14 protein-coding genes are annotated in these 12,955 nt (G+C 75.6%); 8 read left to right on the forward strand and 6 right to left on the reverse strand.

Annotated elements, in window-relative coordinates; all coding sequences use genetic code 11:
- Positions 1 to 57: 57 nt before the first annotated feature.
- From ACGF7U_RS28295 to ACGF7U_RS28305, 3 genes are all read right to left on the reverse strand, one after another.
- On the reverse strand, positions 58 to 468 hold the full coding sequence (locus ACGF7U_RS28295) for a hypothetical protein (RefSeq protein WP_393111769.1): 411 nt from the start codon (positions 466 to 468) through the stop codon (positions 58 to 60).
- A gap of 126 nt (positions 469 to 594) precedes the next feature.
- The gene (locus ACGF7U_RS28300) at positions 595 to 1,305 is read right to left on the reverse strand and encodes a response regulator (RefSeq protein WP_393111801.1); all 711 of its coding nucleotides are present in this window, start codon (positions 1,303 to 1,305) and stop codon (positions 595 to 597) included.
- Positions 1,293 to 2,531 carry a sensor histidine kinase gene (locus ACGF7U_RS28305; protein ID WP_393111771.1) on the reverse strand — a complete coding sequence of 413 codons (1,239 nt, stop codon included), beginning with the start codon at positions 2,529 to 2,531 and terminating at the stop codon, positions 1,293 to 1,295. The genes ACGF7U_RS28300 and ACGF7U_RS28305 overlap by 13 nt, the downstream gene beginning before the upstream one ends.
- A gap of 133 nt (positions 2,532 to 2,664) precedes the next feature.
- Here ACGF7U_RS28305 and ACGF7U_RS28310 point away from each other — a divergent pair, with 133 nt between their 5' ends.
- The 5 genes from ACGF7U_RS28310 (at position 2,665) to ACGF7U_RS28330 (ending at position 7,226) form a co-directional block, all read left to right on the forward strand.
- A complete protein-coding gene (locus ACGF7U_RS28310) occupies positions 2,665 to 3,561 on the forward strand; it encodes an ABC transporter ATP-binding protein (RefSeq protein WP_393111773.1) in 897 nt (298 codons plus the stop codon).
- Positions 3,558 to 4,349, forward strand: a complete 792-nt coding sequence (locus ACGF7U_RS28315) for an ABC transporter permease (RefSeq protein ID WP_393111775.1) — start codon at positions 3,558 to 3,560, stop codon at positions 4,347 to 4,349. Before ACGF7U_RS28310 ends, ACGF7U_RS28315 begins: the two co-directional genes overlap by 4 nt.
- Entirely contained in the window at positions 4,346 to 5,095 is a 750-nt protein-coding gene (locus tag ACGF7U_RS28320; RefSeq protein ID WP_393111777.1) for a hypothetical protein, read from the forward strand. Before ACGF7U_RS28315 ends, ACGF7U_RS28320 begins: the two co-directional genes overlap by 4 nt.
- A gap of 39 nt (positions 5,096 to 5,134) precedes the next feature.
- Positions 5,135 to 5,692 (forward strand): SOUL family heme-binding protein, encoded by a 558-nt coding sequence (locus ACGF7U_RS28325; protein WP_393111779.1) that lies wholly within the window; start codon positions 5,135 to 5,137, stop codon positions 5,690 to 5,692.
- A 112-nt stretch (positions 5,693 to 5,804) separates the two neighbouring features.
- The gene (locus ACGF7U_RS28330) at positions 5,805 to 7,226 is read left to right on the forward strand and encodes an amino acid permease (RefSeq protein ID WP_393111781.1); all 1,422 of its coding nucleotides are present in this window, start codon (positions 5,805 to 5,807) and stop codon (positions 7,224 to 7,226) included.
- A 53-nt stretch (positions 7,227 to 7,279) separates the two neighbouring features.
- On the opposite strand, the gene ACGF7U_RS28335 is transcribed toward ACGF7U_RS28330, so the two are convergent.
- Both ACGF7U_RS28335 and ACGF7U_RS28340 read right to left on the reverse strand, forming a co-directional pair.
- Entirely contained in the window at positions 7,280 to 8,749 is a 1,470-nt protein-coding gene (locus ACGF7U_RS28335; protein WP_393111783.1) for a serine hydrolase domain-containing protein, read from the reverse strand.
- Positions 8,750 to 8,844: 95 nt separating this feature from the next.
- Positions 8,845 to 9,357: an ArsR/SmtB family transcription factor gene (locus ACGF7U_RS28340; protein WP_393111785.1), complete on the reverse strand. Its 513-nt coding sequence runs from the start codon at positions 9,355 to 9,357 to the stop codon at positions 8,845 to 8,847.
- 110 nt (positions 9,358 to 9,467) lie between these two features.
- On the opposite strand from ACGF7U_RS28340, the gene ACGF7U_RS28345 reads away from it, so the two are divergent.
- Together ACGF7U_RS28345 and ACGF7U_RS28350 are read left to right on the forward strand one after the other, a co-directional pair.
- Positions 9,468 to 10,400, forward strand: coding sequence for a ParA family protein (locus tag ACGF7U_RS28345; protein WP_393111787.1), 933 nt, complete (start codon positions 9,468 to 9,470; stop codon positions 10,398 to 10,400).
- Positions 10,397 to 10,921: a hypothetical protein gene (locus ACGF7U_RS28350; protein ID WP_393111789.1), complete on the forward strand. Its 525-nt coding sequence runs from the start codon at positions 10,397 to 10,399 to the stop codon at positions 10,919 to 10,921. The genes ACGF7U_RS28345 and ACGF7U_RS28350 overlap by 4 nt, the downstream gene beginning before the upstream one ends.
- Positions 10,922 to 11,637: 716 nt before the next feature.
- On the opposite strand, the gene ACGF7U_RS28355 is transcribed toward ACGF7U_RS28350, so the two are convergent.
- Complete coding sequence (locus tag ACGF7U_RS28355; RefSeq protein WP_393111791.1) at positions 11,638 to 12,141, reverse strand: SigE family RNA polymerase sigma factor; 504 nt, start codon at positions 12,139 to 12,141, stop codon at positions 11,638 to 11,640.
- Between the two features lie 154 nt (positions 12,142 to 12,295).
- Here ACGF7U_RS28355 and ACGF7U_RS28360 point away from each other — a divergent pair, with 154 nt between their 5' ends.
- A complete protein-coding gene (locus ACGF7U_RS28360) occupies positions 12,296 to 12,835 on the forward strand; it encodes a DUF1697 domain-containing protein (protein ID WP_393111793.1) in 540 nt (179 codons plus the stop codon).
- Positions 12,836 to 12,955: the final 120 nt, after the last annotated feature.

The raw sequence follows: 12,955 nt of genomic DNA on the forward strand, positions 1-12,955 counted from the left end.
CGTGCCCGGGCCGGCGTCGTCCTGCCCGGATCGCCGCGAGCGGGGCGCTGCCTCCGCTCAGCTCGCCCGGGGCCAGCGCGGCGCGGTGGCGGGGGCCGGCCGGCCGGGGCCGGCGGGCGCGACCACCCGGCGGGTGCCCGGCCCGCCCTCGGCGCGGGTCGGCGCGGAACCGGTCACCGGGAACGGGAAGGGCACGTGCACGAAGGGATTGCCGTGCCGGACCAGGGCGTCGATCTGTCGCTCGTTGAGCCCGTGCCGCTCCAGCACCCGCCGCCCCCAGCGGTGCAGTCGGCACGGGTACGTCACGCCGTCGTTGCGGCACAGCGGACCGGCCGGCCACTCCTCGGCGGCGTGCACCACCACCGCCCGGACCGCGAGCCGGACGTCCTCGGGGGTCAACGGCGCCGGCACCGGCACCTCGCCCAGGATCTGGTCGAAGGGATCCGTCGACTGCTCACCAACTCGCACGGCAGGCCTCCCGCGGCTCCGGCAGCGGTGCGGCTGACGCGCCGCACCGCATCCTCGGCAACTGGTACGGCCCCCGCGCCCGGGTAGTTCAATCCGGGCGGGCCGGAGCCGCCGACGACGCGCGGCTCAGACCAGGCCGGCGTCGTGGACCAGCAGGGCGACCTGGACGCGGTTGTTCAGGTCGAGCTTGACCAGCAGCCGCGACACGTACGCCTTGACCGTCGCGACGCTCATGAACAGCTCGCCGGCGATCTCGGCGTTGGTCCGGCCCTGCCCCAGCGCGACGGCGACCTCGCGCTCCCGTTCGCTGAGCCCGTCGAGCTGCCGCAGCGCCCGCTCCCGGCGCGGATCGGGGCCGGCCGCCGCGCGGGGGACCGTGACGTGGTCGATCAGCCGGCGGGTCACCGCCGGGGAGAGGGTGGCCTCCCCGGCCGCCACCCGGCGTACCGCCCGCACGATCTCGGCCGGCGGGGTGTCCTTGAGCAGGAAGCCCCCGGCCCCCGCCCGCAGCGCCCGGAGCACCTGCTCGTCGGCGTCGAAGGTGGTCAGCACCAGCACCTCCGGCGGGTCGGGCGACGCCCGCAGCGCCTCGGTCGCGGCGAGCCCGTCCAGCCGGGGCATCCGGATGTCCATCAGCACCACGTCCGGCGCGCACGCGGCCACGGCGGCGGGCACCTCGCTGCCGTCGGCGGCCTCGCCGACCACGAGCAGGTCCGGCGCGCCGCCGAGGATCATCGACAGGCCGGCCCGGACCAGCGCGTCGTCGTCGACGATCAGCACCCGCACCGGCCCCTCGGCGCCGGTGCCGGGCGTCGCCGGCCCGGTCACGCCGGCCACGGCAGCCACGCGGCCAGCCGGAAGTCGCCCGAGTCGTCCCGCCCGTACGCCAACCGGCCGCCGGCCAGGTTGACCCGTTCGGCGATGCCGACCAGGCCGGTGCCGGCGCCGGGGATCTCCGGGCCGGTGATGCCGCCGACCGGCCACCGGTTGCGGATCTCCACGGTCAGCCCGTCGCCGGGGCCGCCGGTCACGTCGACGGTGACCGCGGCGCCGGCGGCGTGCTTGCGGGCGTTGGTCAGCCCCTCCTGCACGATCCGGTAGACGCTGCGCCCCACCGCCATCGGCACCCGATCCACCGCCGGGACCACGTCGCGGACGCTCACCCGCACCCCAGCCGCCCGGGACTCCTCGATCAGCGCGGGCAGGTCGCCCAGGGTGGGCTGCGGGCGCTCCGGATCCTCCTCGGCGGAGGTCTCCGCGCGGAGCACCCCGATCACCTCGCGCAGGTCCTGCAGCGCGGCGTGGGCGCTGGTCCTGATCACCCCGGCCGCCTTCGCCACCTCCTCCGGCGCGGCGTCCGGCCGGAACTCCAGCGCCCCGGCGTGCAGGCTGAGCAGCGATATCCGGTGTGCCAGCACGTCGTGCATCTCCCGCGCGATCCGGGTGCGCTCCAGGTGCCGGGCCTGCGCCACCCGCAACTGCTGCTCGGCCTCGGCCCGCTCGGCGCGCTCGCGCAGCGACACGACCAGCTGTCGTCGCGCCCGGACGAACATCCCCCACGCCAGCACGGCGGCGATGAAGAGCACCGTCCAGACCATCGCCGCCCAGAAGGACAAGGCCGGGTCCGGGCGGAGCCCGTAGTAGGCGAACGCCAGCAGCAGGTGCACGCCGACCAGCCCGGCCGCGACCGGGAAGGGGCGGCGCACGGCGACCGTGAAGACGATGATCAGCAGCGCCATCGAGGCGGTGACGGAGAAGGCCCCCAGCGGCAGCGTGGCCACCGCCAGGCCCACCGGCCAGCGCCGGCGCACCCAGAGCGCGGCGGCGGCGGTCAGCCCGCACACGAAGTCGAGCTCCTCCAACCAGGCCGGGCCGGCGTTCAGCGCGATCTGCGGGTCCGGTGACGCGGCGTCCCCGAAGGCCAGCACCGCCCAGCCGAGGGCGAGCAGGAAACCGAGGCCGTCCACGAGCCAGTCGCGCGCGGTCCGCCGGGTCCGCCCGGCCGCCTCGACGAGCGCCCCCGGCAGCAGCCAGGGATGATCGGGTACGGCGGCGCTGGTCACGCCGCCATGCTAGGCAGCCGGCCGGGACACCGGCCAGCTACCAAAGTCGACACCTCGGCGTCGACCAAGGTAGCCGCCGGGCGAGACCGTCGGCCGCAGCGGGCAGCCGGCCGGCGCGGGCAGCCTGACCGACATGATCGACGTGGAACACCTCACCAAACGGTACGGGCGGCACACCGCCGTCGACGACGTGTCGTTCCGCTGCGAGCCGGGCACCGTCACCGGCTTCCTGGGGCCCAACGGGGCCGGCAAGTCCACCACCATGCGGATGATCTGCGGGCTCACCCCGCCCAGCGGCGGCGGCGCCACGGTCGTCGGCCGGGCGTACCGGGAGCTGCCCAACCCGGGCCGGGAGGTCGGCGTGCTGCTGGACGCCTCCGCCCAACACGCCGGGCGCACCGGCCGCGAGGCGCTGGCCGTCGCCGCCGCGACGATGGGCGTGGACCGCCGGCGGGTGGCCGCCACGCTCGACCTGGTCGGGCTGAACGCGGTCGCGGCGAAGCGCCGGGTCCGGGCGTACTCGTTGGGGATGCGGCAGCGGCTCGGCCTGGCGCACGCGCTGCTGGGCGACCCGCGCGTGCTGATCCTCGACGAGCCGGCCAACGGCCTGGACCCGGAGGGCATCTTCTGGATGCGCGGCCTGCTGCGCGACTTCGCCGACCGGGGCGGCACCGTGCTGCTCTCCTCGCACCTGCTGCGCGAGGTGGAGGCGGTCGCGGACCGGCTGGTGGTGATCGGGGGCGGCCGGATCGTGGCCCAGGGCGACAAGGACGAGCTGCTGGCCGGGGGCGGCACCCTGGTCCGGGCGCGGGACACGGCGGCGCTGCGCGGCGCGTTGGACCGGGCCGGGCTGCCGGTCACCGAGGGCACCGACGGGTTGCTGGTCCGCACCGACGCCGAGGCGGTCGGGCAGGCCGCCGCCGACGCCGGCGTCGCCCTCACCGAACTGCGCCCGGCCGGCAGCGGCGGCCTGGAACAGCTCTTCCTCACCCTGACCGCCGGCGCGTCGACCCGGGAGGCCGTCCGATGACCACCACCACCGCCAACCCGTCCACCGGCACGCCCCACCACCGTCCGTCGGTACGCCGACCGTCGCCGCTCCGGCTCACCGGCGTCGAGCTGCGCAAGCTCGTCGACACCCGGGCCGGGCTGTGGCTGCTGGTCACCATCGGGCTGCTCGCCGCCGCCCTCGTGGTCGTCCAGCTGATCTGGGCACCGGACGCCGAACAGACCTACGCCAACTTCTTCCTTTCGACGCTGCTGCCGGTCGGGTTGCTGCTGCCGGTGCTCGGCATCCTGTCGATCACCAGCGAGTGGTCGCAGCGCAGCGCGCTGACCACGTTCGCCCTGGTGCCCCGCCGGGGGCGGGTGATCGCCGCCAAGCTGGCCGCGACGGTGCTGGCCGCCCTGGCGTCGGTGCTGGTCAGCCTCGCCGTGGCGGCCGTCGGCACGCTGGTCGCCGGGGCCACCGGGGGCGCGGGCACCTGGCGCTTCGAGGGGGCGCTGCTGCTGCACGCCGTGGTGTTCCAGGTCGCCAACGTGCTGATGGGCGCCGGCTTCGGCCTGCTGTTGCTCAACACGCCGCTGGCCATCGTCGGCTACCTGCTGCTGCCGACCCTCTGGTCGATCCTCGGCGGGATCATCCGGCCGCTGGAAGGGCCGGCGGGCTGGCTCGACACGGGCCGCACCATGGAACCCCTGTTCACTCCCGACGTGACCGCCGGGCAGTGGGCACGGCTCGGGGTGTCGCTGCTGGTCTGGCTGGTCGTCCCGCTGGCCGCCGGGCTGGTCCGCACCCTGCGCCGCGAGGTGTCGTGACGGTGGACGGCTACGGCGCTCCCACCGTCGTCGACGGCGGCGCGGCGGAGCTGGCGCTGCTCTGGGGCGGCTTCCCGCTGCTCGGGGCGGGCGCCGGATGGCTGCTCACCGCGGGCGCGGGGTGGCTCGCCGAGCTGCCCTGGGCACCGGCGCAGGACCTGCTCGAACTGGTCGCCGGGCTACCCGACCCGCAGGCCAGCATCGGCGGGCTGGCCGTCGGCGCGCTGGGCGGCCTGGTGGTCGCCGCCATCGGCACCGCCGAGCGGCTCGCCGTCACCGTGGGCGCCGAGCGGGTGGGGCTGCGCCGCGACGGCACCCGGTGGGAGGTCCAGCGCCGGGAGGTGCGCGCGGTGTTCCTCGACGGCAGGGAGCTGGTGCTGCTCGGCCCGGACGACGAGGAGCTGGTCCGGGAGAAGTCGGACCTGGCCCCCGACCGGCTGCGCGCCGCCTTCCGGGAGCACGGCTGGCCGTGGGCGGAGGCCGACCCGCACCGGGACGCGTACCGGCGGTGGGTGCCGGGGCTGCCCGGGCTGCCGATCGGCGCGGACGCGCTGCTGCGCGCCCGGCAGCGGGCGCTCGACGACGACCGGGGCGGCGAGGCGCGGGAGCTGCGCGGCGAACTGGCCCGCTGCGGGGTGGTGGTCCGCGACGAGCGCAAACGGCAGTACTGGCGGCTGACCCGGTCGGCCGCGCGCCCCCGGCCGGAGGACGCGACTTCGCCTGAGCCGGAGGTCGACGGACGGTAGCGTTGCGTTCGACGGGGCCCTGGCCACGGGGAGCGCGCGATGACCGAGCAGCAGCCGTACCGGGTGGTGACCCGGCACCCCGGCTTCGAGCTGCGCCGCTACCCGCCGCACCTGATCGCCGAGGTGCGGGTCGAGGGGTCGTTCGAGCAGGCCGCCCGGGACGGCTTCCGGCCGCTGGCCGCGTACATCGGGGGCGCCAACCGCTCCCGCGCCGAGGGTGGGGGCGGGCCGGCGGCGCGCGAGGCTGGCCCGGCGACGATCGCGATGACCGCGCCGTACCTGCAGGAGGAGGCGGACCGGCCGGGCTGCTGGCTGGTGCGGATCGTGCTGCCGGCGGCCTGCACACCCCACACGCTGCCCGAGCCGACGGACCCCCGGGTACGTACCCGCAGCGTCCCCGGGCAGCTCGCCGCCGCGGTCCGGTTCCGGGGCCGGTGGACGGCGCGGGCGTTCGACCGGCGGGCGACCGCGCTCGGCCGGGCGGTCACCGCGGCCGGGCTGCGCCCCACCGGCGCGGTCCGGTACGCGCGCTTCGACCCGCCGTGGACACCGTCGTTCCTGCGCCGCAACGAGGTCGTGCTGCCGGTCGCCGAGTGAGCCGGCGCCGCACCCCGGCACGGCTGTCCTCGTTGGAGATTTGCCCGCGTCGTTCGCGGGTACCGCACGGCGCACGGGCGACCGCTCGGACGGGATCGGAAGGGGGACGACGATGACCTCCACGGGAAGCGCCGCGAACGGCGGCGGCAGTGGCATCTTCCGCCGCAAGCCGGTCGAGGAGATCGCCGACGAGGGCGGCGAGGGGCTGGCCCGCTCCCTCGGGCTCTGGCAGCTCACCGCCATCGGCGTGGGCGGCATCATCGGCGCGGGCATCTTCGCCCTGGCCGGCGCGGTGGCGAGCGAGACCGCGGGCCCGGCCGTGCTGATCTCGTTCCTGATCGCCGGGCTCGCCAGCGCGGCGGCCGCCCTGTCGTACGCCGAGTTCGCCGGCATGATCCCGAAGGCCGGCTCGGCCTACACCTACGGGTACGCGGTGCTCGGCGAGGCCGTGGGCTGGTTCATCGGCTGGGACCTGCTGCTGGAGTACACCGCGATCGTGGCCGTGGTGGCCATCGGCATCTCCGGCTACTTCTCCTTCCTCGTGACGGAGCTGGGGGCGGAGCTGCCGGCGTGGATGCTGGGCGCCCCGGGCACCGGAGACGGACACGTGGTGGACCTCTTCGCGGTGGTCCTGTGCCTGTTCATCGCGTTCCTGCTGAACCTCGGCATCAAGTCCGCGGCCCGCTTCGAGACGTTCGTCGTCGGGTTGAAGGTCGCCGTGGTGCTGCTGGTGATCGTGGTCGGCTTCTTCTACGTCAAGACCGCCAACTACTCGCCGTTCTTCCCGTTCGGGTTGAGCGGGGCGTTCACCGGCGCGGCGACGGTCTTCTTCGCGGTCTTCGGCTACGACGCGATGAGCACCGCCGCCGAGGAGTCGAAGGACGCCCGCCGGCACATGCCCAAGGCGATCATCTACTCGCTGGCCATCTCGATGGTCCTCTACGTGCTGGCCACCCTGGTGCTGACCGGCATGCAGAACTACCGGGACATCGACCCGGAGAGCGGCTTCTCCTCCGCGTTCGCCTCCGTCGGCCTGTCCGGCCTGGCCAGCGTCATCGCCGTCGGCGCGATCATCGGCATCCTGACCGTGATGTTCACCTTCATGCTCGGCGTCACCCGGGTGTGGTTCTCGATGAGCCGCGACGGCCTGCTGCCGGGCTGGTTCGCCAAGCTGCACCCGGTCCGCCGGGTGCCGAGCCGGGTCACCTGGATCGTCGGCGTCGGCTCGGCCCTCATCGCCGGCTTCCTGCCGATCCGGGAGGCCGCCGAGCTGACCAACATCGGCATCCTGCTCGCCTTCGTGGTGGTCTGCGTCGCCGTGATCGTGCTGCGCTACCGCCGCCCCGACGCGCCGCGCACGTTCCGGCTGCCGGGCATGCCGGTGGTGCCCGCGATCGGCGCGCTCTTCTCCGTCTGGCTGATCACCTTCCTCGCCCCGGAGACGTGGCTGCGCTTCGCGGTCTGGTTCGTGCTCGGCGCGCTGATCTACGCCTTCTACGGCTACCGCCGGTCGAAGCTCGCCGGCCGCGGCTGAGGACGCCGCCCTCAGCCGCCCGCGATGACGCCGGCGGCTGAGGGCGTCCGCCGTCAGCCACCCGCGATGACGACGCCGGCCAGGACCGCGAAGACCGCCGAGACCACCGTGCCGGTCAGCCGCCGCCACGGCGGCGCGCCGGCAAGCGACGGCAGCCCCCGCCAGCGGTACGCGGCCAGCGCGATCCCGCCGGCGGCGAGGCCGACGCCCACCGGCCAGAGCCAGGCGGGGACCACCGTCCAGTCGCCCAGCCGGTGACCGAGGCCGAGGTAGAGCGCCGCCCAGGCGGCGGCGGGCGCCAGGGTGAGCCGGTCCGGGGCACGGCGGGCCGTGGTGAGCAGGCTGAGCCCGCCGAGGAAGGTGAAGAACACCGCGAGCCCGGCGCTGATCCAGACCGGCGGGGGGATGTCGCGGTCGGCGTCCTCCGCCGGTACGCCGAGCAGCCGCAGCCCGATCGGCGCCACGTCCGCGTCGGTGTTGCCGAGCACCACCACGCCCCGCCCGGTGGCCCGTTCGAAGCCCGCGTACGCGTGGAAGCCGCCGGTGGCGCCGTTGTGCCAGACGACCTCGCGGTCGCCGTGGCGGGTGGTGAACCAGCCGTAGCCGATCCGACTGCGCTCGTCGTCGGTGAAGCGCGGGGTGGCGGCGTCGGCGCCGGGGGCGGTGCCGGCGAGCGTCGCGCCGACCAGCCGGGCCAGGTCCTCGACGGTCGACCAGTAGCCGATCCCGGCCGGCGCGTAGCCGCTGCCGACCCAGGGGTCGACGGCGCGCCCGCTGCCGGTGGCGCCCTCGGCCCGCCCGGCCGGCAGGGCGCCGGCGTCGGTCGCCACCACGGTCGCCGTCATGCCGAGCGGTCGCAGCAGCTCGCGGTCGAGCAGTTCGGGGTACGACGTGCCGGCTCGGGCGGCGAGCGCCTGCCCGAGCAGCGCCACGCCGAGGTTGGAGTAGCGGACCTGCCCGCGGCGGTCGCCGGGCTCCTCGTCGCCGGCGGCCTCGACCAGCCACCCGGCGTCCTCGCCGGCGTAGGGGTTGCCGCCGGTGAGGTTGGTCCACCAGGCGCGGGTCAGGTCGCCGGGCGAGGTGGCGGGCAGCCGGGGCAGGCCGGAACGGTGGCTGGCCAACTCGGCGAGGGTGACCTCGCGGGCGGGGCCGGTCAGCTCGGGCAGTGCGGCGCCGACCGGCTCGTCGGGGCGGACGGCCCCCGTCGCCGCCTGCCGGGCGAGGAGCATCCCGGTCATCACCTTGGTGATCGAGCCGATCTCGAACGGCGTGCCCGGTTCGACGGGTCGGCCGTCCGGGTCGCGGTCGCCCAGGCCGGCGGTCCGGACCCGGCCGTTCTCCACCACGGCGACGGCGAGGCCACGGTGCCCCTCCGGGTCGGACACCGCCTCCCGGACGGCGGCGGCCAGCGCGGCGTCGCCGGTGCTCTGCCCCGTGAGCCGGGTTGGCCCCGGCATGATCCCGATGGCCGCGACCGCGGCGACGGGTGCGACGGCCAGGGCGAGGATGGTCGGCTTGCGCATGGTGCTCCTTCCGTCGTGGTCGGTCCGGAGGCGGTGCGGAGGTCGGGCGGCGGCCGGGTTGGTGCGGCGGCCGCCCGGAGGCGGTGCGGGGTTCGTCAGCGGCGGGCGGCGGTGAGGATGGCCAGCAGCGGCACGACCCGTTCGGCGGGGACGGCGTAGCGGCCCCGGCCGGCGCTGCGCAGCCAGCCGGCGGCGGTGAGCTGGCGCAGGTGGTGGTGGAGCTGGCCGGTGGTGCCCAGGCCCTCGATCGTGGCCAGCTCGGCGGTGCCGTGCCGGCCGGTCAGGATCTCGCGCAGCAGGCGCAGCCGCACCGGGTGGGCCAGGGCGGTCAGCACGCCGGCCAGCTCCGTCCAGTCCCCGGCGAGCACGTCGTCGACGGTGCGGCCGTACTGCCAGTCGTAGTGCTCCTCGTCGAGGCGGACGGTGCCGGTGTAGAGCACCGCGCCGGTGCCGTCGGCGGGCAGCCGCCGCTTCAGCCCGTCGAGGGCCCAGAAGACACCGTCGGGCGCGGGCGGCGCCTCGGCCGGGGGTGGCTCCGCCGCGAAACGCTCGACCAGCGCGGCCACCTGCGCCTCCAGCGCGCTGAGCCGGTCTTCGATCTCCGCCATACATCGATACTACGAAGTTACGTACTTACGTGCAACGGCGGGCCGGCCGGAGCGGTTCCCCGCGCGATCCGTCCGACCGCTACCGTTCCCGGTCTGGGGAGGTGCCGCCGGTGTACGTGGTGTCCGTGATCAACTACAAGGGCGGGGTCGGCAAGACCACCGTCACCGCCAACGTCGGGGCCGAACTGGCCAACCGGGGCATGAAGGTGCTGCTCGTCGACCTCGACCCGCAGGCCAGCCTGACGTTCGGCTTCTACGACCCCGACGACTGGCGGGAGCGGCTGCGCGACGGCCGGACGGTGAAGCGCTGGTACGACGGGCTGCGCGGGGACACCCCGGCGGTGACCCTGGGCGAGCTGGTCGTCTCTCCCGGCCCGGCGAACGCGCGGCTCACCGGCGCCGGCCGCCTCGACCTGATCGCCTCCCACCTCCAGCTCGTCGACATCGACCTGACGCTGGCGCGCGGCGTGGCCGACGGCGACGAGTACGACGCCGAGCTGTTCCGGGTGCGCGGCTCCCTCGCCGAGGGGCTGCACGACGACGCGCTGGGCGGCTACGACATGGTGCTCATCGACTGCCCGCCGAACTTCAACGTGGTCACCCAGTCGGCCATCATCGCCAGCGACCACCTGCTCATCCCGGCGAAGGCGGACTACCTGTCCACCCTGGGCATCGACTACCTGCACGGCAACGTCCGGGAGCTGGTCGACCGGTACAACGCCGACGCCCGGCGCTTCGCCACCACCCGCCGGCACCACAAGGTGGCCCCCGGCGTCGCGGGCGTGGTGTTCACCATGATCCAGCTCATGGCGCAGCGGCCGATCGCCGCGCACCAGGGCTACATGGACCAGGTCCGCGCGCTCGGCCTGCCGGTCTTCCCCACCGCCCTGCGGGAGAACGTCACGGCGTTCGCCACGAACACCCCCCGCGGCGTGCCGGTGGTGCTCCGCGACCGGCTCACCGCGCCGGTGGTCCGCGACGAGCTGCGCCAGCTTGCCACCGAGTTCCTCGAACACCTCCAGCCCGAGCGGGTGGTGGCGTGACCGGCCTGGGCCGCGACGTCGCCGACCTGGTCACCGCGCTGCTGCGGGACCTGCCCGCCGCCGACCTCGCCGCCCTGGTCGAGGGGCGGGCCCGGCTCGCCGTGGTGCCGCTCGACACCACCGTGGCCGGCCCACCGCCCGGCCATCCGGTCGACGCCCGTCCGGCCCGGACCGGTCCGCCCGACGCCCGCCGGTCACCGTCCGCCCGGCCGGTCACCGCGCCAGCCCGGGCGGCCGGCCCGTCCGCCGCCGATCCGACCGGGAGCGGGGTCACCACGGCGGCCGGGCGGGCCGCGCCGACGGCGGACCCGACCCGCGCCCGGGCCGCGCTGGCGGCCATGTCGCGGCGCGACGACGGTACGGTGTACCTCGCCGGCTGGACCGCCCGCGACCTACGGGCGCTGGCCGCGAGCCTGGAGCTGCGCGGCGTCACCGGGCTACGCAAGGCGGAGCTGGTCGACCGGATCGTCGACCGCACCATCGGCTACCGCCTCGCCTCCACCGCCATCCGCCGGCTCTGAGGAAGCATGAGGCGGGTCTGCGCAGTCATGCCCGGCATCATCACGCAACCCGAACGGGCACCCGAGCCGAGCAGCGCCCTGCCCCCTCGCCAGGTCGAGAAGGCTCGCTGAAGATCGGCCCGGGCCGGGCCCGCCACCGCAGGTGGCCGGCCCGGCGTGCGCGCCAGGGTTGGGCACGCGCCGACGGAATCAGCGCGGGCGCGGGCTCGCCTTGCCAGGCCCGCTCGGGGTCGGGATGGGGCTCGCCCCACCAGGCCCGCTCGGGGTCGGGATCGGGCTCGCCTTGCCAGGCCCGCTCGGGGTCGGGATCGGGCTCGCCTTGCCAGGCCCGCCCGGGGTCGGGATCGGGCTCGCCCCACCAGGCCCACCCGGGGTCGGGATCGGGCTCGCCCCACCAGGCCCACCCGGGGTCGGGATCGGGCTCGCCTTGCCAGGCCCGCTCGGGCTCGGGCTCGCCTCGTCGGGACCGCTCGGGCTGGCCGTCGGGGCGGGGTTCGCCGGCCGGACAGGCCGGCCCTCGTCGTTGCCGCTGTGGGCAAACGCCATCGGCGTGGCGATCACGAGTGCGGCCAGCAGTCCGGCCGCACTCGCCGCGACGGTGGTCCGGCGGCGGTTACGCGCCCGCTGTTCCGCCCTGCTCAGTTGGTCCCGCATGGTTGGAGCCTCCTCGGCCATCTCGGAGAGGGCGGAGCGGAGTAGGTGTTCGAACGGCTCGGTCATCGCTTCAGCTCCAGTTCGGCGTTCGGCAGCAGTTGCCGCAGCCGGCTGACGGCGCGATGGGTCCGGCTGCGAACCGTCCCCACCGAACAGTCCAGCAACTCGGCGACCTCCGCCTCCGGCAGGTCCTCGTAGTAGCGGAGGACCACCACGGCTCGCTGCGCCGGCGTCAACTGGCACAGTGCGGCCCTTAGCGCCAACCGGAGATCCGATCCCGCACTCGGATCGGTCACCACGGAATCGCCCGCACCGACCGGTAGGTTCCGGCGGCGACGCAACCGCCGCCACCAGCTGACCTGCTCTCGGTACATGACAACCCGCAGGTACCCCTCCGGATCGGAGTGGCGGATGCTCCGCCATCTCGGAATCATCTTCGCCAGCGCCGACTGGAACAGGTCCTCGGCACTGCTCCGATCACCGGTGAGCAGGTAAGCGACCCGCATTAGCGCCGGCGCACGGCTGGCCACGAACTCGGCCAGCACCGCCCGTTCGTCGTCGTCCACCCCACCACCCTCATTCCTCGCTTCACCCGTTACAGACGCCCGACGGCCGCACGGCTATCCCGGGCCGGACGGATTTCCTGCGGGTCGCCCCCGTTCGATCCGGTGCCCTGAAGGGCTAGGCTGTCCGGCGCCGACGAGGCCGAGGAGGGCATGCATGGACAGGTGGGTGGCGTTGTTGCGCGGGGTCAACGTCGGCGGCGCGAAGGTCGCCATGGCGGACCTGCGCCGGCTGGTCGCCGGTCTCGGGCACGACGACGTGAAGACGTACCTGCAGAGCGGGAACGTGGTCTTCGGCAGCACGGTGCGCGACGCCGAGGCGCTGGCGCGGGGCATCGAGCGGGCGATCGCCGACGAGCTGGGGCTGAGCGTGCCGGTGCTGGTGCGCAGCGGCCGGGAGCTGGCGGCGGTGGCCGGCGGCAACCCGTACGCCGACCGGGAGGACGACCCGACGCGGCTGCTGGTGGCCTTCCTCGCGACGGTGCCCGAGAAGTCCGCCGTGACCGCCCTGACCGTGCCCGGCGGCGAGAACGTCGCGTTCACGGTCACCGGCCGCGAGGTCTACCTGCACTACCCGGACGGCGGCTACGGCCGGTCGAAGTTCACCAACAACTACCTGGAGAAGCAGCTCGGCGTGGTGGCGACCACCCGCAACTGGCGGTCGGTGCGCGCCCTCGCGGAGCAGGCGGCGCCCTGAGCCGCGCGGCCGCGGGGGGGGGGGGGGGGGGGGGGGGGGGGGGGGGGGGGGGCCGCCCCCCCCCCCCCCCCCCGGGGGGGGGGGGGGGGGGGGGGGGGGCCCCCCCCCCCCCGCCCGGGG

Source organism: Micromonospora sp. NPDC047670 (assembly GCF_043204915.1).
Classification (GTDB): Bacteria; Actinomycetota; Actinomycetes; order Mycobacteriales; family Micromonosporaceae; genus Micromonospora.

Coding starts and splice junctions, on each gene's coding strand:
- ACGF7U_RS28310 (WP_393111773.1), top strand. CDS start 2,665: ATGATCGACGTGGAACACCTCACCAAACGGTACGGGCGGCACACCGCC.
- ACGF7U_RS28315 (WP_393111775.1), top strand. CDS start 3,558: ATGACCACCACCACCGCCAACCCGTCCACCGGCACGCCCCACCACCGT.
- ACGF7U_RS28325 (WP_393111779.1), top strand. CDS start 5,135: ATGACCGAGCAGCAGCCGTACCGGGTGGTGACCCGGCACCCCGGCTTC.
- ACGF7U_RS28330 (WP_393111781.1), top strand. CDS start 5,805: ATGACCTCCACGGGAAGCGCCGCGAACGGCGGCGGCAGTGGCATCTTC.
- ACGF7U_RS28335 (WP_393111783.1), bottom strand. CDS start 8,749: ATGCGCAAGCCGACCATCCTCGCCCTGGCCGTCGCACCCGTCGCCGCG.
- ACGF7U_RS28340 (WP_393111785.1), bottom strand. CDS start 9,357: ATGGCGGAGATCGAAGACCGGCTCAGCGCGCTGGAGGCGCAGGTGGCC.
- ACGF7U_RS28360 (WP_393111793.1), top strand. CDS start 12,296: ATGGACAGGTGGGTGGCGTTGTTGCGCGGGGTCAACGTCGGCGGCGCG.